The 17,880-nt window shown below is 73.2% G+C and carries 16 protein-coding genes and 1 pseudogene; 8 read left to right on the top strand and 9 right to left on the bottom strand.

The annotated features are described in order from the left end of the window. On the bottom strand, positions 1–354 hold the full coding sequence (locus B0675_RS00005; protein WP_081216659.1) for a chorismate mutase: 354 nt from the start codon (positions 352–354) through the stop codon (positions 1–3). 11 nt (positions 355–365) lie between these two features. Then, a complete protein-coding gene (locus tag B0675_RS00010) occupies positions 366–1,250 on the bottom strand; it encodes an AraC family transcriptional regulator (RefSeq protein ID WP_081216660.1) in 885 nt (294 codons plus the stop codon). Between the two features lie 97 nt (positions 1,251–1,347). Between B0675_RS00010 and B0675_RS00015 the strand changes: the two genes are divergently transcribed. Beyond that, entirely contained in the window at positions 1,348–3,168 is a 1,821-nt protein-coding gene (locus B0675_RS00015; protein WP_081216661.1) for a beta-galactosidase family protein, read from the top strand. Here the strand turns inward: B0675_RS00015 and B0675_RS00020 are convergent. Next, on the bottom strand, positions 3,054–6,185 hold the full coding sequence (locus B0675_RS00020; protein ID WP_143661042.1) for an endo-alpha-N-acetylgalactosaminidase family protein: 3,132 nt from the start codon (positions 6,183–6,185) through the stop codon (positions 3,054–3,056). The two genes, B0675_RS00015 and B0675_RS00020, sit on opposite strands and share 115 nt — an antisense overlap. 140 nt (positions 6,186–6,325) lie before the next feature. On the opposite strand from B0675_RS00020, the gene B0675_RS00025 reads away from it, so the two are divergent. Beyond that, positions 6,326–6,772 (top strand): GNAT family N-acetyltransferase, encoded by a 447-nt coding sequence (locus tag B0675_RS00025; protein WP_081216662.1) that lies wholly within the window; start codon positions 6,326–6,328, stop codon positions 6,770–6,772. A 117-nt stretch (positions 6,773–6,889) separates the two neighbouring features. Here the strand turns inward: B0675_RS00025 and B0675_RS00030 are convergent, their stop codons facing one another. Then, entirely contained in the window at positions 6,890–7,672 is a 783-nt protein-coding gene (locus B0675_RS00030; RefSeq protein WP_323178203.1) for a serine protease, read from the bottom strand. A gap of 219 nt (positions 7,673–7,891) precedes the next feature. Between B0675_RS00030 and B0675_RS00035 the strand changes: the two genes are divergently transcribed. Together B0675_RS00035 and B0675_RS00040 are read left to right on the top strand one after the other, a co-directional pair. Further along, the gene (locus tag B0675_RS00035; RefSeq protein WP_081216664.1) at positions 7,892–8,785 is read left to right on the top strand and encodes a hypothetical protein; all 894 of its coding nucleotides are present in this window, start codon (positions 7,892–7,894) and stop codon (positions 8,783–8,785) included. A 125-nt stretch (positions 8,786–8,910) separates the two neighbouring features. Next, a complete protein-coding gene (locus B0675_RS00040; protein WP_081216665.1) occupies positions 8,911–9,657 on the top strand; it encodes an ankyrin repeat domain-containing protein in 747 nt (248 codons plus the stop codon). 94 nt (positions 9,658–9,751) lie between these two features. Here the strand turns inward: B0675_RS00040 and B0675_RS00045 are convergent, their stop codons facing one another. Both B0675_RS00045 and B0675_RS00050 read right to left on the bottom strand, forming a co-directional pair. Beyond that, positions 9,752–10,666, bottom strand: a complete 915-nt coding sequence (locus tag B0675_RS00045; protein ID WP_081216666.1) for an SDR family oxidoreductase — start codon at positions 10,664–10,666, stop codon at positions 9,752–9,754. After that, the gene (locus B0675_RS00050) at positions 10,663–11,457 is read right to left on the bottom strand and encodes an SDR family oxidoreductase (protein WP_241539653.1); all 795 of its coding nucleotides are present in this window, start codon (positions 11,455–11,457) and stop codon (positions 10,663–10,665) included. Before B0675_RS00050 ends, B0675_RS00045 begins: the two co-directional genes overlap by 4 nt. An 82-nt stretch (positions 11,458–11,539) precedes the next feature. On the opposite strand from B0675_RS00050, the gene B0675_RS00055 reads away from it, so the two are divergent. The 4 genes and pseudogenes from B0675_RS00055 (at position 11,540) to B0675_RS00070 (ending at position 15,076) form a co-directional block, all read left to right on the top strand. Further along, the gene (locus tag B0675_RS00055) at positions 11,540–12,292 is read left to right on the top strand and encodes an enoyl-CoA hydratase family protein (RefSeq protein ID WP_081216667.1); all 753 of its coding nucleotides are present in this window, start codon (positions 11,540–11,542) and stop codon (positions 12,290–12,292) included. Then, positions 12,289–13,155: a CoA-transferase gene (locus B0675_RS00060; protein ID WP_081216668.1), complete on the top strand. Its 867-nt coding sequence runs from the start codon at positions 12,289–12,291 to the stop codon at positions 13,153–13,155. Before B0675_RS00055 ends, B0675_RS00060 begins: the two co-directional genes overlap by 4 nt. Next, a pseudogene (locus B0675_RS00065) lies at positions 13,152–13,874 on the top strand (CoA-transferase); the annotation flags it as partial. The gene B0675_RS00060 and the pseudogene B0675_RS00065, both read left to right, overlap by 4 nt. 137 nt (positions 13,875–14,011) lie before the next feature. Then, on the top strand, positions 14,012–15,076 hold the full coding sequence (locus tag B0675_RS00070; protein WP_081216670.1) for a nitronate monooxygenase: 1,065 nt from the start codon (positions 14,012–14,014) through the stop codon (positions 15,074–15,076). A gap of 186 nt (positions 15,077–15,262) precedes the next feature. Here the strand turns inward: B0675_RS00070 and B0675_RS00075 are convergent, their stop codons facing one another. The 3 genes from B0675_RS00075 to B0675_RS00085 are packed head-to-tail and all read right to left on the bottom strand — an operon-like array spanning position 15,263 to position 17,876. Beyond that, positions 15,263–16,420 (bottom strand): acetyl-CoA C-acetyltransferase, encoded by a 1,158-nt coding sequence (locus B0675_RS00075; protein WP_081216671.1) that lies wholly within the window; start codon positions 16,418–16,420, stop codon positions 15,263–15,265. Between the two features lie 37 nt (positions 16,421–16,457). Next, a complete protein-coding gene (locus tag B0675_RS00080; RefSeq protein ID WP_081216672.1) occupies positions 16,458–17,069 on the bottom strand; it encodes a TetR/AcrR family transcriptional regulator in 612 nt (203 codons plus the stop codon). A gap of 15 nt (positions 17,070–17,084) precedes the next feature. Next, on the bottom strand, positions 17,085–17,876 hold the full coding sequence (locus B0675_RS00085) for an SDR family oxidoreductase (RefSeq protein ID WP_081216673.1): 792 nt from the start codon (positions 17,874–17,876) through the stop codon (positions 17,085–17,087). Positions 17,877–17,880: the final 4 nt, after the last annotated feature.

A 17,880-nucleotide genomic window follows, 5' to 3' on the forward strand; every position in this document is an offset into this window, starting at 1 on the left:
TCATTGAGGATCTTGACTGGCCGCTCCTTCGCTGGTCAAAGAGTTATCGGCGATCCGCTCATGGTGTCTGATCACTTCAGCGATGATGAAGGTGAGGAGCTTCTCGGCGAAGGCCGGGTCCAGTTTGGCGTTCTCGGCGAGGCGGCGGAGCCGGGCGATCTGGTGGGCCTCGCGGGAGGGGTCGGCGGGCGGCAGCTGGTGGGCCGCCTTGAGGTGGCCGACCTGCTGGGTGCACTTGAAGCGTTCGGCGAGCATGTGGACGACGGCGGCGTCGATGTTGTCGATGCTGTCGCGCAGCCGGGCGAGTTCCGCACGGACGGCGGGGTCGGTTTCCTGGGGCTTGCTGGTGGTCATGTGAGCCAACCCTACGGGGCGGGCGGGGGTTCGATCATGGGTGGATCGTCGGGGTCGGGGACGCGGTTGCTCCAGCCGCCGGGGACGGTGCGGCCCTGTTGTTCGCGGAAGCGGACGGGCGGGATGCCGACGCGGCGGGTGAAGAGGCGGGAGAAGTAGGCGGGGTCGTCGTAGCCGACGCGGCGGGCGACGGCGGCGACGGGCAGGTCGGTGGCGGCGAGGAGTTCCTTGGCGCGGCCGAGTCGGATGCCGAGGAGGTAGTCCTTGGGGCTGCAGCCGGCGCCGCGGCGGACGGCGGTGCGCAGGGCGGCGGGGGTCATGCCGTGGCGGGCGGCGTGGTCGGCGACGGACATCGCCTGGAAGGCGTCGCGGGCGAGGGCCTGGAGGACCTCGTCGCCGTCGGGGGCGAGGTCGGCGCGGGCGCGGCGCAGGGTGACGAGGAGTTCGTGGACGGCGGCGCCGGTCTCGACCTCCAGGAGGGGGTTGCCGCGGCGGGCGGCGCGGGCGATGCGGGCGACGACGGCGCGGGCGGCGGCGGCGTCGGAGAGGGGGACGACGGGGCGGCCGGGTTCGATGTAGCCGAGTTCGGTGTACGTGCTGGTGGCGGGGCCGGTGAAGTCGACGAAGCACTCGTCCCAGCCGGGGTCGGGACCGTAGTGGTGGGGGGTGCCGGGGGTGAGCCAGAGGAGGGCGGGGGCGGTGACGGGGTGGCGGCGGCCGTCGGGGGTGCGGTACCAGCCGCTGCCGGCGCTGACGACGACGGCGACGTGGTGGTCGAGGGTGCGGGGCCCGACGGGAGGCAGTTCGCCGTGCTGGAGGCCGACGCCGAGGCAGGCGAGGCCGAGCCGGAGGTGCGCGGGTCCGGGGGTGAAATAGCGCATCCAGGTGTGGTACATCCGTTTTCGTCCCGCCCGGTCGTTCCTTTGCGTTGCGTCCAATCAGCGCTGATCTTTGTCCATGGACGCGGCCGCCGCCAGGGGTGATCGTGTGGCCATGAGCGAGTTCACGGTGGGGGACACCGATTTTCTGCTGGACGGGCGCCCGGTGCGGCTGCTGTCGGGCGCGCTGCACTACTTCCGGGTGCACGAGGGGCAGTGGGCGCACCGGCTGGGGATGCTGCGGGCGCTGGGGCTGAACTGTGTGGAGACGTACGTGCCGTGGAATCTGCACGAGCCGCGTCCCGGTGAGGTGCGCGACGTCGGGCAGTTGGGCCGTTTCCTGGACGCGGCCCGGGCGGCGGGTCTGTGGGCGATCGTGCGGCCGGGGCCGTACATCTGCGCCGAGTGGGAGAACGGCGGGCTGCCGCACTGGCTGACGGGGCGGGCGCGGACGCGGGATCCGGAGTATCTGCGGCAGGTGGAGCGCTGGTTCCGGGTGCTGCTGCCGGAGATCGTGGCGCGGCAGGTCGACCGCGGCGGTCCGGTGCTGATGGTGCAGGTGGAGAACGAGTACGGCAGTTACGGCTCGGACCAGGTGTATCTGGGGTGGCTGGCGGACCTGTTGCGGGCGGAGGGCGTGCGGGTGCCGCTGTTCACGTCGGACGGGCCCGAGGACCACATGCTGACGGGCGGGTCGGTGCCGGGGGTGCTGGCGACGGCGAACTTCGGGTCGGGGGCGCGGGAGGCGTTCGCGACGCTGCGCCGGCACCGGCCGTCGGGGCCGCTGATGTGCATGGAGTTCTGGTGCGGGTGGTTCGACCACTGGGGTGCGGAGCATGTCGTGCGGGATCCGCGGGACGCGGCGGACGCGTTGCGGGAGATCCTGGAGTGCGGGGCTTCGGTCAATCTGTACATGGCGCACGGCGGGACGAGCTTCGCGGGCTGGGCGGGCGCCAACCGGGGCGGTCAGCTGCACGAGGGTCCCTTGGAGCCGGACGTGACGTCGTACGACTACGACGCGCCGATCGACGAACTGGGGCGTCCGACCGAGAAGTTCTGGCTCTTCCGGGAGATCCTCGCCGCGTACGCGGAGGGGCCGCTGCCCGAGGTGCCGCCCGCTCCCGAGGCGCTGGGCGCGGATGTGGAGGCCGGGTTCGGGGGCTGGGCGTCGCTGGACACCGTGCTGGACGCGGTGGGCGGCGCGGAGGCCGAGTACGCGGTGCCGCCCACGTTCGAGGAACTGGACGTGGACCGGGGTCTGGTGAAGTACGTGGTGGACGTGCCGGGGCCGCGGCAGCCGTATCCGCTGTCGGTGAGCGGGCTGCGGGATCTGGCGGTGGTGTCGGTGGACGGGGTGCGGGCCGGGGTGCTCACCGAGGACGAGCCGCGGCTGAGGGAGCCGGTGGCGGGTCCGGCGCGGGTGGAGCTGTGGGTGGAGTCGCTGGGGCGGGTCAACTACGGTCCGCGCAGCGGGGAGCCGAAGGGCGTCACCGGGGGTGTGCTGCACGAGCGGCAGTATCTGCACGGGGTGCGGGCGCGGGCGCTGCGGCTGGACGCGCTGGACGGTGATGTGGGGCGGGTGCCGTTCGGGGAGGTGCCCGCGGACGGCTCCCCCGGCCTGTACCGCGGCACCGCGGAGGTGGCGGGGGCCGGGGACGCCTTCCTCGAACTCCCGGGCTGGACGCGGGGGTTCGTCTGGGTCAACGGGTTCGGGCTGGGCCGGTACTGGTCCGCGGGACCGCAGCGGGCGCTGTACGTGCCCGGTGCGGTCCTGCGGGAGGGCGTGAACGAGGTGTGGGTGCTGGAGCTGGAGGCGGCGGGTCAGCCGGTCTCGGTCACCTCGAAGGAGTCGAGGGCGAACTCGGCGGTGCCGTCGGCGCCCGTCTTGCGCAGGCCGACCCAGGCCTCGCCGGTGGCGGGTGCGGTGAACGCGTAGGAGTGGGTGGCGGGTCGGGTCGCGACGGGGAGGTCGGTGCGGCTGAGTTCGCGGGTCACCGTGCCCTCGTCGACGGCGGTGATCCAGGCGTACTGTCCGGCCTTCTCGTTCTCGTGGCGGAAGGTCACCCGGTAGTGCCTGCCGGGCTGGAAGCGGACCGTGTGGGGCACGGTCCGGTAGACCAGACCGTCGTTCTCGCCGCGTGACTTGAGGGACTGGGTGCCGTCGACGACATCGTCGATCACCTTGCCGTTCCAGCCGCGTCCGGTGAACGGCGCGTGCCGCTGGGCGATGTGGGTGCGCGGGTCGGTGACGCCGCCCGCGTCGCCCTTCACGAAGGGGCCCCAGCCCTGCGGGACGTGTTCGAAGTCCTCGCGGACGAGGGTGCCGGGCGGGGTGGCCGCGCGGACGGCGGGCACGACGCGGACGTCGGCGAACCGGACGCGCGCCTGTCCGGCCGCCGCCCCGAGCGTGAGGTGGACGGGGCCACCGCCCTCGGGGACGGTGAAGCGGGTGAACATCCGCTGGAACCGGGTGTCGTGCTTGCGGTCGGCGGCGACGTAGTTGCCGGCGGTGGACGTGCTGGTGGTGTTGGAGGCGGTGACACCGTCGGCGGTACGGACCCGGAGCGAGGCCTCGCGGCGGTCGTCCGCGCTCACGCCGACCTCGACCTGGACGGAGGCCGCGTACGTTCCCGGCTTGAGGCGGGTCAGCCGCTGGGAGACGGCGGCGGCGGAACCGGCGGCGACGACCAGCTCATGGTCGCCGACGGCGTTGAGCTCGACGGAGGCGGGTCCGGCGACCGTCCAGCCCTTGAGGGAGCCGGAGTTGAATCCCGGGTCGTGGAGCGGGGTGGCCTCGCCCCAGTCGGGGTCGGCGGCGTCGGCGACCCGGGTGCGGTGGACGACGTAGGGCTGACCGGCGGTCGCGTCGAGGGTGATCCGGCCGGCGCGCACCGGGACGTACGCCTGGAAGGCCCGCCCCTGGTCGGAGAGCCGGTACAGAGCGACTCGCGACAGGCTCTCCCAGCTCTTCGGGAGGCGCCAGTTGCTGCTGCCCCCGTCGGGGCTGTAGTGGTAGAGCTTGGTCGCCTTCCTGGGGTCCCAGGGCAGCAGGTAGGTGCCGCCGTCGTAGACGAGGCGTCCGTCGGTCGTGATGCGGCGGGTGCCGCCGGTGTCGGACACGGCGGTCACGGTGGTGGTCGTGCCGAAGGTGATCTCGTGCTCGCCCCAGGTGCGGATCGGATACGCCTGGAGGTACTTGGCGGGCAGGGAGTGCGTCCAGATCAGGTCGTGGAAGGCGGTCCAGTCGGTCTTGCCGGTCCAGCCCTCGAAGTTGCCCATGCGGGGAACGCCCAGCAGGGTGGGCCACTTGTCGGCGAAGACGTCCTTCTGGTGGTTGCGGACGAAGCGGATGAGCCGTGAGTTGATACCGCGGGAGGTGTCGGGGCCGTAGTCCGTCTCGGTCGCCCAGTGCGACCACAGGGTGGAGCGCTCCAGGCCGTGGCCCCATTCGGAGGTGACGTGCCAGCCCTGGTCGCGCAGGGCGCGCTGGAGGCGGTCGGAGTTCCATCCGGACTCGCGGAAGACGTCGATGTAGAGCGAGTTGAGGGCGGGGTCGGCGTCGCGGCGCAGGGCGGCGAAGCGGCGGACGATGTCGCCGGAGACGAGGTCGCGGCGGGCGTCGATGCGGTAGCTCTGGTCGAGCCAGTCCCACTGCGGGTCGTTCTTGTCGACGAGTGTCTCGGAGAAGGCGTGGGCGACGGGGTAGGACTCGGTGGCGTTGACGTGGACGGCGAAGTCGCTGTTCCACTTCCTTCCGGCCCGGACCAGGGTGTTGAGGTCGTCGAGGCCGCCGGCGCGTTCGTTGTAGTTGCCCGCGTAGTCGGGGTGGGCGGAGTCGTGGCCCTCCGACTGGTAGCCCTTGAGGATCGTGAACTGCCGCAGTCCGTCGGTCGCGAGGGAGATCCGCTTGACGTTGTCGAGGGTCGTGAGGAAGGGGTTGGTGGCCTGCGAGGCGAAGTTGAAGGGGATGTGCGGCACCACCCGTAGGCAGGTGTCCTCGGCGCCGAGCGGGGTGACCATGATGTCGCGGAAGGCGATCGCCGCGTCCTGCCAGTCGATCACCCCGTCGCCGTTGCGGTCGCCGGTGACGACGACGGTGGCGTACGGGAGCGGTTCGGTGTCGGTGGCGCCGGCGGCGCGGTGGGTCCACTGGCCGGGGGCGAGGCGGGCCTCGGTGAAGCCGTCCTTGCGGACGGTGCGGCGCCAGAGTCTGCCGTTCTCCCAGGAGGTGGTGGAGTCGGGCCTGTCGTAGACGGTGTTGGTCTCCAGGGCACCCGCGAGGCCGTGGTGGGCGACGACGGCGTACGCGCATCCGGTGGCCGCTTCCGCCGGGGTGTCCGCGGTCGGTGTGACCAGGGTGTCCCCGCTCTTGGCCTGGTCGAGCTGGACGCGGGCGGCGAGGAGCTGGGCGCCGGGCTGGTCGCTGCGGACGGCGAGCAGGGCGAGGTCGGGGATCTCCAGGGTGCCGACGGGAAGGGTGTCCGTGTCGTCGACGGCGGTGACCCGCCAGGTCACGCGCCGGTCCGTGACGGCGATCTCCACGTCGATGGTGGTGCCGCCGGTGAAGGCCAGGCGGTAGGCGGCCGACGCGGCGCCCGCGGTGACGGTGACGGTCGGGGTGTGCGCGGTGCCGTCGACGAGGACGGCGGCGACCGGGTCGGACTGGGCGTGCAGCACGGCGCCGGTGGCGCGGTCGGTGTAGGTGACGACCTGCGGGAAGGCGGTGGCGACGCGGACGTCGAGGTGCGCGGAGCGGAGGGTGACGGTGTCGTCGCCGGGGGCGGCCGAGGCCGCGGCGGGCAGGCCGAGCACGGCACCGATCCCGGCGGCAGCTCCGGCCGCGACGACGGTGCGACGGGTGGGGGTGAACGTGTCTGAGGGCTGCAAGGCTCTCCTCCTGGGGGGCGACGTTCCGGGGCGCCAGACTGCGCCGCGCGGGGCCGGTGTGCCCATGGACAAAGGAGGGGCAGCAGTTGGACTAACGGCCGCCGGCCCGGCCCGCCGGGAGAAAACCGTTCGGGTCTCCGCGAGGGCGCCGGCCCGCCGGGAGAAAACCGTTCGGGTCTCGGTCAGGGCGTTGGCATACTGCCGGCATGACCGGTCCACACCAGCAGCCCGTGAGCGCCTCGTTGCGGATCGGGGCCAAGGACGCCGAGCTGGAACAGCGGCTCGACGACGAACTCACCGCCTTCAACGCGGCGGCGACCGGGGCGGGCGCGCCCGAGCCGCTCTCGGTGCGGGTGACCGATGCCGAGGGGGCGCTCGTCGGCGGGCTCACCGCGTGGGTGTGGGGCAGTTGCTGCGCCGTCGACATGCTGTGGGTGCGGGCCGACCAGCGGCACGCGGGCTGGGGCGGCAAGCTGCTCCGGGCCGCCGAGGAGGAGGGCGCCCGGCGCGGCTGCACCGAGGTGATCGTCTCCTCCTTCACCTTCCAGGCCCCCGACTTCTACCGCGGGCACGGGTACCGGGAGACCGGCCGCACGGAGGGCATCCCGGGCGGGCACGAGGACGTTCACTTCCACAAGGTGCTGGCCGGCTGACGCCGTGCGGGCGCCCGAGGTGCGGCGCCCCGGGGCGCGCGTGACGGCGCCCGCGGCCGGGGACCGCGGGCGCCACGCGTACCGGTGCCGGTGGAACCCCGGCACCGGAGGCGGTGGTTACAGCCCGGCCGCGGCCCTGGCTATGTCGGCGGCGAAGGTCGAGACCTCGCTGTACACGCCGGGGTAGCCGGGTTCGGCGCAGCCCTCGCCCCAGCTGACGATGCCGACCTGGAGGTAGGCGCCCGTGTCGTCCTTGCGGAACATGGGGCCGCCGGAGTCGCCCTGACAGGTGTCGACACCGCCCTGCGCGACGAATCCGGCGCAGATCTCGTCACCGGGGACGAGATCGCTGCCGTACGCCTGCTTGCAGGTGGCGTCGTCGACGAAGGGGACGGTGGCCTTCAGGAGGTAGCGCTGCTGCGCGCCGCCCTCGCGGGCCGCGCCCCAGCCGGCGACGGTGAAGTTGCCGTTGTTGAACGCGGTGGTGGTGGCGATCTTCAGGGTGGGCAGTTCGATCGGCTTGGCGAGCTTGATGAGCGCCCAGTCCTTGCCCTTGCCGTTGTAGCCGGGAGCCTGGAGGACCTTCGTGGACTTGACCTTGACGGCGCTGCCGCTCTGCAGGTCGACGACGCCGGCGGTGGCGGTGATGGAGGTGTTGTTGCCGGAGCCGTTCACGCAGTGTGCGGCGGTGAGGACGATGCTCTTGGTGTAGAGGGCGCCGCCGCAGCCCATGGAGAGACGGACCATGAACGGGAACTCGCCCTGTGCGGCGCGGGTGCCGCCGACGACGGGTGCGGGGGCGGCCTGCGCGGTCAGCGGCTGGAGCGAGGCGGCGGCGAGCACGACCGCGGCGACGGCGAGCAGTCTTCGGACGAGAGCGGACTTCTTCGGAGACTTCAACGCGTTTCCTTTCGTGGGGGGTTGTCCGCCGGGCAGGGACACAGAAACGCTTGCTGGCATGCTCCTGCCAAGCTGGTGGGGATTATGGGGACCACCGCCGGGTGCGGGCAAGAGACGCGATCCGGCCAGACACGCCAAGGGCCTCACCGCGTCCCCGGCCGCCGGGCGGAAGCCCGCCTACAGTGGAGGGGAGTTCCGGCGCTTTCAGGGGGTGCTGACGTGGCGAACGGCGGACCCGTCGAGCACGGCTTCCCTCACCTGGACACGGTGCGGGCGTCGATCACCGCGCTCTGGAAACGGCTCTCGTACGACACCGTCCACACCTTCTCGGCCAGCGTGGCCCCGGCCGACGTTGCCTTCGCCGACCTGGACGACCTGCACCTGGGCGCCCAGCGCGTGGCCCGCGAGATGGTGCGGCACTACCGGCTCCCGGACGCCCGGATGATCATCGGCTTCCGCGAGATGACGCATGCGGCGAACGTCGAACTCGCGGCCGGGCCGGAGTACTTCATCGAGCTCAACGACCGCTTCCGGACCCACCGCAGGGACATCGGCGCCGCCCTCGCCCACGAGGTGATGCACGTCTACCTGCACCGCCTCGGCCTCGCCTTCCCCGGCACCCGCGACACCGAGATCCTCACCGACACCGCCGCGGCCTACCTCGGCGCCGGCTGGCTGCTCCTCGACGCCTACCGCGAGGACGCCGCCTCCTCGCAGAAACTCGGCTACCTGACCCCGGAGGAGTTCGGGTACGTCCTCGCCAAGCGGGCCCTGGTGTTCGGCGAGGACCCGTCCGTGTGGTTCACCAGCCCCCAGGCGTACACCGCGTACACCAAGGGCATGGCGCAGGCCCGCCGCGACGAGCGGCAGCCCCCGCTGACCGCGGCCGGCTGGGCGGGCCGCCGCCGCTACGCCAAGGACCGCAGACAGGCCCAGGAGCACCACTCCCCCGACCTCGCGGGCGTTCCCTACGCGTTCGTCCCCGACGCCGGTGGCCCGCTGCGCGTGGCGTTTCCCTGCCCGACCTGCCACCAGCGGATCAGGGTGCCGGTCCGCGGCCGGGTCCGCGCGCGCTGCGGGCTGTGCCGGACGGTGCTGGAGTGCGACACCTGACGCACGCGCCGGTGGTGACCGTCGGCGGACGAGCCCGGACATGACGGAGCCCCGGCGGCAAGGGGTGAGAGAGGACACTCCAAAAGCCTTTGCCTCGCGCGTCCTTGGCGAGCGAGGGTCGGAGGATGAGCACCGACGACCCGGCCGCCGCCCTCTTCACCGCCCTCTACGAGGGGGACGAGGACACGGTCGTACGGCTGCTGCGCGCCGGGGTGAGCGCCGAGAGCGTGGACGAGGACGGCCAGAGCGCGTTGTACGCGGCGGCGGTGAGCGACCGGGCCGGGATCGTGCGGCTCCTGCTGACCGGCGGCGCCGACCCCGACCGGCTCAGTCTGGGCACGGACGCCCCCCTGTGCGGCGCGGCCTGCGGCGGGCACGTCGAGGTGGTGCGGGCCCTGCTCGGCGCCGGGGCGGGGCCGGACACGGTGGAGGCGTTCGGCTTCACCGCGCTGACCTGGGCACTGCGGTGCGGCCACACCACGGTCGCGGAACTTCTCCTCGGGGCGGGGGCGGACCCGGACCGGCCGGGACCGTCGGGCGAGGCGCCGCTGGTGACGGCCGCCCGCCGGGGTTCGGTCGGCTGCGTGCGGGCTCTGCTCGCGCACGGGGCGGGAGCGCGGGCCGAGGCACTCGCGGAGGCGCGCCGTCTGCTCACCGTCGGTGTCGAGGCCGAACTGCGGGCCGGTCTGGCCCGCGCGCACGGGACCGGGCACCGCTCGGTCATCCGCCGCCACGGATCCGCCGAGGACGTCACCATCGAGGTGGAACTCCTGGACGCCCAGGGGAGTCCCTTCGCGGGCGACGAACTCCAGACGGGGCACGCCGCGATCCTCGCGCTGCTGACGGCTGCCCCGAAACGGCCCGGGCGCTGACGGCGGCTCCCGGCCACCCCGTGCCCGCACTCCCCTCCCCGTCACGTCCCCTCACATCCCCTCAGGCCGCTCCGTCCTGCTCCGCCCCGGCCGCCTACCGCGCGCCGTACACCGGCCTCGGTGTCGCCGCCTCCGCCAGGAGTTTCCGGGCCGCGTCGCCCGCCTCGGCCGGGGTCCGGCGCGCTCCCCCGTCCGCGCTCGGGCCGGGGCGCCAGCCCTCCATCACGGTGATCCGGCCGCCCTCGGCCTCGAAGACGCGGCCGGTGACCCCGGCGCTCGCGGCCGACCCCAGCCAGACCACGAGCGGCGAGACGTTCTCGGGGGCCATGGCGTCGAAACCGTCGTCCGGCGCCGCCATCGTCCCGGCGAAGGTCCGCTCGGTCATCCGGGTACGGGCGGCCGGGGCGATGGCGTTGACCTGCACGCCGTAGCGGCCCATCTCGGCGGCCGCGACCAGGGTCAGGCCGACGACGCCGGCCTTGGCCGCGCTGTAGTTGCCCTGCCCGACCGACCCCGACAGGCCCGCTCCGCTGCTGGTGTTGACGACTCTGGCCTCCGGTGTGCGGCCCGCCTTGGCCTCCGCCCGCCAGTGCGCGGCCGCGTGCCGCAGCGGCAGGAAGTGCCCCTTCAGATGGACCCGCATGACGGCGTCCCAGTCCTCCTCGTCGAGGTTGACGAGCATCCGGTCCCGCAGGAAGCCGGCGTTGTTGACCAGGGTGTCGAGCCGGCCGTACGTGTCCAGGGCGGTACGGACGAGGGACGCCGCGCCGTCGGTGGTCGCGATGTCGCCGCCGTGGGCCACCGCCTCGCCGCCGGCCGCGCGGATCTCCTCGACGACCCGGCGGGCCGGGCTGTCCGGACCCGGGACGCCGTCGAGGCCGACGCCGAGGTCGTTCACGACGAGCCGGGCGCCCTCGGCGGCGTAGGCGAGGGCGTGCGCCCTGCCGAGTCCGCGGCCCGCGCCCGTGACGATCACGACACGTCCCTCGCACAGCAACGGTGCGCTCATGACGGTTCTCCCAGCTGGTCCTTGTTGACGGTCGCGGCGTCGAGGAAGGCGGGCCGCTCGCCGCCTCCGTGGACGAGGATCGACGCTCCGCTGATGTAGGCGGCCGCGTCCGAGGCGAGGAAGACGGCGGCCGCGCCGACGTCGGAGGGCCGGGCGAGACGGCCCAGCGGGACCGTACGGGCGACGGCCTCCACCCCGTCCTCGCCGCCGTAGTGGAGACGGGCCAGTTCGGTGCGGACCATGCCGACGACCAGAGTGTTGACCCTGACCTCCGGTGCCCACTCGACGGCCATCGAACGGGCCAGGTTCTCCAGCCCCGCCTTCGCCGCTCCGTAGGCCGCCGACCCGGGCGAGGGACGGGACCCGCTCACGCTCCCGATCATCACGATCGACCCCCGGGCCCGCCTGAGGTGGTCGTACGCGGCGAGCGACGCGGTGAGCGGAGCGGTGAGGTTGAGCTCGATGACCCGGGCGTGCCGTGCGGCGTCCGCCCCGGCGAGCGTCCGGTAGGGGGCGCCGCCCGCGTTGTTCACGAGGACGTCGAGCCGGGGCAGCGCGGCGAAGAAGTCCCGCACGGCGGCCGGGTCCCGCAGGTCGACCGGCACGAAGTCGGCTTTCTCCAGGGGGACTTCGGGGGGTCTGCGCGCACAGACCACGACGTGGGCACCCGCCCGGGCGAAGGCCCGCGCGATCCCGGCGCCGACGCCGCGGGTGCCACCGGTGACGACGACGGTCCGTCCGTCGAGGTCCGCGACGGCGCCGTCGCCGCCGGTGGTGTCCAGGTTGTCCACAGGGCCTCCCGCCCGGCCGCGATCGCTGCTAGCTTCGCATCACACCTAACAAACGTTTGGTGGAAAGGTAGCTGATGTGCCCATGGGTGTCTCCACCTCGTCCCCGGAAAAGGGGATTTCCGTCATCACGGCCGACTACCCGCCGGTGAACGCGCTGCCGGTGCGCGGCTGGTTCGAGCTGGCCGACGCCGTCCGCGCGACGGGCCGCGACCCCGGGGTCCGCTGTGTCGTCCTGGCGGCGGAGGGACGCGGTTTCAACGCGGGGGTCGACATCAAGGAGATCCAGCGCGACCCCACCGGCCACGAAGCGCTGACCGGCGCCAACCAGGGCTGCGCGGAGGCCTTCGCGGCGGTGTACGAGTGCCAGGTGCCCGTCGTCGCGGCCGTGCAGGGCTTCTGCCTGGGCGGCGGCATCGGCCTGGTGGGGAACGCGGACGTGATCGTGGCGAGCGAGGACGCCACCTTCGGCCTGCCCGAGCTGGACCGCGGCGCCCTCGGCGCGGCCACCCACCTGGCCCGGCTCGTCCCCCAGCATCTGATGCGCGCCCTGTACTACACCTCGCGCACGGCCACCGCCGCCGAGCTGCACGCGCACGGCTCGGTCTGGAAGGTCGTCCCGCGCGAGGAACTCCGCTCGGCGGCGGTGGAGCTGGCGCGGGAGATCGCCGCGAAGGACGGGCGGCTGATCCGACTCGCCAAGGCCGCCATCAATGGCATCGACCCCGTCGACGTGCGCCGCAGCTACCGCTTCGAGCAGGGCTTCACCTACGAGGCCGGCTTCGGCGGAGTGGCCGGCCGCGTCCGCGACACCTTCGGCAAGGAGGCCCCCCGGTGAGCGACAAGACCATGTCGGCGCAGGACGTCGTCGGCCGGCTGGAGAGCGGGATGACGCTCGGCATCGGCGGCTGGGGTTCGCGGCGCAAGCCGATGGCCCTGGTCAGAGCGCTGCTCCGTACCGACATCACCGACCTGACGGTCGTCGCGTACGGCGGGCCGGACGTCGGTCTGCTCGCGGCGGCCGGCCGGATCCGCAAGCTCGTGACCGCCTTCGCGACGCTCGACTCGATCCCGCTCGAACCGCACTACCGCGCGGCCCGCGAGCGTGGCGCGTTCGAGCTGACGGAGGTCGACGAGGCGATGTTCATGTGGGGCCTGCACGCCGCCGCGAACCGGCTGCCGTTCCTCCCGGTGCGGGCCGGCATCGGCTCCGACGTCATGCGCGTCAACCCGGGCCTCAGGACGGTCATTTCGCCCTACCCCGATCCGTCGTCGGGAGTGCGGGAGGAGCTCGTCGCCATGCCCGCCCTGCGCCTGGACGCGGCCCTGGTCCACATGAACCGCGCCGACCGCGCGGGCAACGGCCAGTACCTCGGCCCGGACCCGTACTTCGACGACCTGTTCTGCGAGGCCGCCGACGCCGCGTACGTCTCGTGCGAGCGGATCGTCGACACGGCGGAGCTGACCAAGGAAGCCGCGCCGCAGACCCTGCTCCTCCAGCGGTCGGCCGTCACGGGCGTGGTGGAGACACCGAACGGCGCGCACTTCACGTCCTGCGCCCCGGACCACGGACGCGACGAGGCCTTCCAGAAGCTGTACGCGACCACGCCGTACGAGGAGTTCGCCGAGCGCTTCCTCTCCGGTGACGAGCACGCCTACCAGAGCGCCGTCCAGGCCTGGCGGAAGGAGCGGGACCAGTGAGCGTCACCCGAGCCGAGTACTGCGTGATCGCCTGCGCCGAGGCCTGGCGGGACAACGGCGAGGTGCTCGCCAGCCCCATGGGCCTCGTCCCGTCCGTCGGGGCCCGGCTGGCCCGGCACACCTTCGCGCCCGACCTGCTGCTGACCGACGGCGAGGCGCTGCTCGTCGGCCCGGACGGCAGCACGGAGGGCTGGTTGCCCTACCGGCGGCATCTGACGACGGTCACCGGCGGGCGGCGGCACGTGATGATGGGCGCGAGCCAGCTCGACCGCTTCGGCAACCAGAACATCTCCTGCATCGGCGACTGGTCCCGGCCCCGGCGCCAGCTCCTCGGAATGCGCGGCGCCCCGGTCAACACCTTGAACAACCCGACGAGCTACTGGATCCCCCAGCACTCCCCGCGGGTCTTCGTGGAGCGGGTCGACGTGGTGTGCGGGGTGGGGTACGACCGGGCGGCCGCCGCGGGCCCGAGCGCCACCCGCTTCCACCGCCTCCCCCGCGTGGTGACCGACCTCGCGGTCCTCGACTTCGCGTCCCGCGACCACTCGATGCGGCTCGCCTCGGTCCACCCGGGCGTCACCGTCGAGCAGGTCCGCGCGGCCACGGGGTTCGGGCTGACGATCCCGGACGACGTGCCGTTCACCCGCGAACCGACCGACGCGGAGCTGGAGTTGATCAGGACGGTGCTCGACCCGAAGGGGCTGCGGGACCGGGAGGTGCCGGACCTGGCGAGCACCCCGGTGAGAGACGACGGAAGCCGCGCCGACCGGGCGCGGGACGACAGGGGCCGGGGGGACAGGGGCCGGGACGAGCGGGCCCGAGGGAGCAGGCCCCCTGCGCGCGGGGACGGCCGCTGATGGAGACGGCCCTGACCGCCCTCGTCGGCGTCCGGCATCCCGTCGTGCAGACCGGCATGGGCTGGGTGGCCGGTCCCCGCCTGGTCTCCGCGACCGCGAACGCGGGGGCGCTGGGCATCCTCGCCTCCGCCACGATGACCCTCGACCACCTCCGCGAGGCCGTCCGGGAGGTCAAGTCCCGCACCGACGCGCCGTTCGGTGTGAATCTGCGGGCCGACGCCGGGGACGCGGGCGACCGGGTGCGGATCATCGTGGAGGAGGGGGTGCGGGTCGCGTCGTTCGCGCTCGCCCCCTCCCGCGAGCTGATCGCCGAGCTGAAGGAGGCGGGCGTGGTCGTCGTGCCGTCCGTCGGAGCACGGCGGCACGCCGAGAAGGTGGCCGCCTGGGGCGCGGACGCGGTGATCGTGCAGGGTGGCGAGGGCGGCGGGCACACCGGCGAGGTGGCGACGAGCGTGCTGCTGCCTCAAGTGGTCGACGCCGTGGACATCCCGGTGGTCGCGGCGGGCGGCTTCCACGACGGGCGGGGGCTGGTGGCGGCGCTGGCCTACGGGGCGGCGGGCATCGCGATGGGCACGCGGTTCCTGCTGACCTCCGACTCGACGGTGCCGGACGCGGTGAAGGCGCGCTATCTCGCGGCGACCGTCAAGGACGTCACGGTGACGACGGCCGTCGACGGGATGCCGCACCGCATGCTGCGCACCGAGCTCGTGGAAACGCTGGAGCGGGCGGGGCGCACGAGAACCCTCGCCCGCGCCGTGCGCCGGGCAGCGGGCTTCCGGCGCCTGTCCGGCCTGACCTGGTCGCGGATGGTCCGCGACGGCCTCGCCATGAAGCACGGCAGGGACCTGACCTGGAGCCAGGTCCTGCTCGCCGCCAACACCCCGATGCTCCTCAGATCGTCCATGGTCGACGGCCGCACGGACCTCGGGGTGATGGCATCGGGCCAGGTGGCCGGTGTGATCGACGACCTGCCGTCGTGCGAGGAGTTGATCGCGAGGGTGATGCGAGAAGCCCGGGAGACCCTCGACCGGCTCGCGGACCCGAGGGTCCCCCTACCGGACTGACGTGCACGACCGTGGCCCCGGGGCCCGGACGTCAGGCGTCCGGGGGCCTCACCGGGCCGAGCTCGGCGGCCGCCCCCAGGAGCCGCCGTCGAAGGCCGTTGCCGGAGGCCGTCGCCAGGCCGCCGACGAAGGCCGTCGCCAGGTCATCGTCAGAGGCCGTCGTCGGACCGTCCCCGGGGGCCGTCGTCAGAGCCGCTCGATGATCGTCACGTTGGCCTGGCCGCCGCCCTCGCACATCGTCTGGAGGCCGAACCGGCCGCCGGTGCGCTCCAGTTCGTGGAGCAGGGTGGTCATCAGCCGGACGCCGGTCGCGCCGAGCGGGTGGCCGAGGGCGATCGCGCCGCCGTTGACGTTGACGCGGTCCGGGTCCGCGCCGGTCTCCTTCAGCCACGCGAGGACGACCGGGGCGAACGCCTCGTTGATCTCCACGAGGTCGATGTCGCCGATGGACATGCCCGTCTTCTTCAGGGCGTGGGCCGTGGCCGGGATGGGCGCCGAGAGCATCCGGATCGGGTCCTCGCCCCGTACGGAGAGGTGATGGACCCGGGCCCGCGGGGTGAGGCCGTGTTCGCGGACCGCCCGCTCGGAGGCGAGCAGCATCGCGGCGGCGCCGTCGGAGACCTGGGAGGAGCAGGCGGCGGTGATGGTGCCGCCCTCGACGACCGGCTTCAGGGCCGCCATCTTCTCCAGCGAGGTGTCGCGGCGCGGTCCCCCGTCGACGGCGACCTCGCCGAACGGCACGGTCTCGCGGTCGAAGCGGCCCTCGTCGGCGGCGCGGATCGCGCGTCGATGCGAGCGGAGGGCGAACTCCTCCTGGTCGCGGCGGGTGATGCCCCACTTGGCGGCGATGAGTTCGGCGCCGTGGAACTGGTTGACGGGGCGGTCGCCGTAGCGGGCCCGCCAGCCCTCGCTGCCCGCGAAGGGGCCCTCGGTGAGGCCGAGTGGTTCGGCGGCCCGGCGCGAGGCGAAGGCGATGGGGATCTGGGTCATGTTCTGTACGCCGCCGGCGACCACGAGGTCCTGGGTGCCGGACAGGACGCCCTGGGCGGCGAAGTGCACGGCCTGCTGCGAAGATCCGCACTGCCGGTCCACGGTGACGCCGGGCACCTCCTCGGGCAGTCCCGCGGCCAGCCAGCAGGTGCGGGCGATGTCGCCGGCCTGGGGCCCGACCGTGTCCAGGCAGCCGAAGACGACGTCCTCGACGGCTGCCGGGTCCACCCCGGACCGCTCGACCAGCGCGGTGAGCACGTGCGCGCCGAGGTCGGCCGGGTGGACCGCGCCGAGTCCTCCTCCGCGCCGCCCGACGGGTGTGCGGACCGCTTCGACGATGTAGGCCTCGGCCATGACGACTCCCTCGCGAGGATGAGTGGTTCGCGTGCGGCTACGTGCGGACGGAGATCCCGTCGAGCACCATCGACAGGTACTGCCGGGCGATCTCCTCGGGACTGTGCTGACCACCGGGCCGGTACCAGGACGCGGCGACCCACACGGTGTCCCGGACGAAGCGGTAGGTCAGCCGGATGTCGAGGTCGGCGCGGAAGACCTCGGCGTCGACGCCGCGTTCCAGCGTGCTCAGCCAGGCCTTCTCGAAGTTGCGCTGCGACTCGGCGAGGAACGCGAAGCGCTCCTGGACGGCGAGGTGGCGGGCTTCTTTCTGGTAGATCGCGACGGCCGCGCGGTGCCGGTCGATCTCCCGGAAGGACTCGGTGACCAGGGCCTCCAGGGTCTCGCGGGGGCCGAGCCCGGCCTCCAGGACGGTGTCGTAGCCGTCCCAGAGCTCGTCGAGGAAGGTCCGCAGGATCTCCTCCAGCATCGATTCCTTGGAGTCGAAGTGGTAGTAGAGACTGCCCGCGAGCATTCCGGCCTCGTCCGCGATCTTGCGGACGGTGGTGGCGTTGTAGCCCTGCTCGGCGAAGACCTCGGCGGCGGTGCCGAGCAGTTCGCGGCGGCGCTCCGGAGTGGCGGTCACCTGGGGCTTCTTCTTGGTAGGCACACGGTCATTGTCGTCCTATGCGTGCTGGCTGCTCACGGACACGACCTCGCCGGTGAGATACGAGGAGTAGCCGGAGGCGAGGAACACGATCACGTTGGCGATCTCCCAGGGCTCGGCGTACCGGCCGAAGGCCTCGCGGGCGGTGAGTTCCTCCAGCAGTTCGGGCGTGGTGACCTTCACCAGGTGGGGGTGCAGGGCGAGGCTCGGCGAGACCGCGTTGACCCGGACCCCGTACGCGGCGGCCTCGATCGCCGCGCACCGGGTGAGCGCCATGACGCCGGCCTTCGCGGCGGCGTAGTGGGCCTGCCCGGACTGGGCCCGCCAGCCGACGACGGACGCGTTGTTGACGACAGCCCCGCCCCCGCCCTGGTCCCGGAGCCTGCGCAGCGCGGCCCGGGTGCATCGGAACGTGCCGTTCAGTGTCACGTCCAGGACGCGGGACCACTGCTCGTCGGTCATGTCGACGAGGGCCGATGTCCCGCCCAGGCCCGCGTTGTTGACGACGACGTCCAGGCGGCCGTGCAGCCGGGCGGCGGTGTCGAAGAGGGCCTGGACCTGGTCCTCGTCGGTGACGTCGCAGGGCAGGGCGGCGACCCGGTCGGCGCCGAACTCCCCGGCCAGGGCCGCGGCGGTCTCCTTGAGCCGACGGGCGTGCGCGTCACTGACCAGGACGCGCGCGCCCTCCTCCAGGAAGCGGCGTGCGGTGGCGCCGCCGATGCCGGCCCCCGCCGCGGCGGTGATGACCGCGGTGCGGCCCTGCAGCAGCCCGTGTCCGGGGACGTACGCCGGACTCTCGACGTCGCTCATGACC

Origin of the sequence: Streptomyces sp. M41(2017), assembly GCF_002078175.1 — a bacterium.
Lineage (GTDB): Bacteria > Actinomycetota > Actinomycetes > Streptomycetales > Streptomycetaceae > Streptomyces.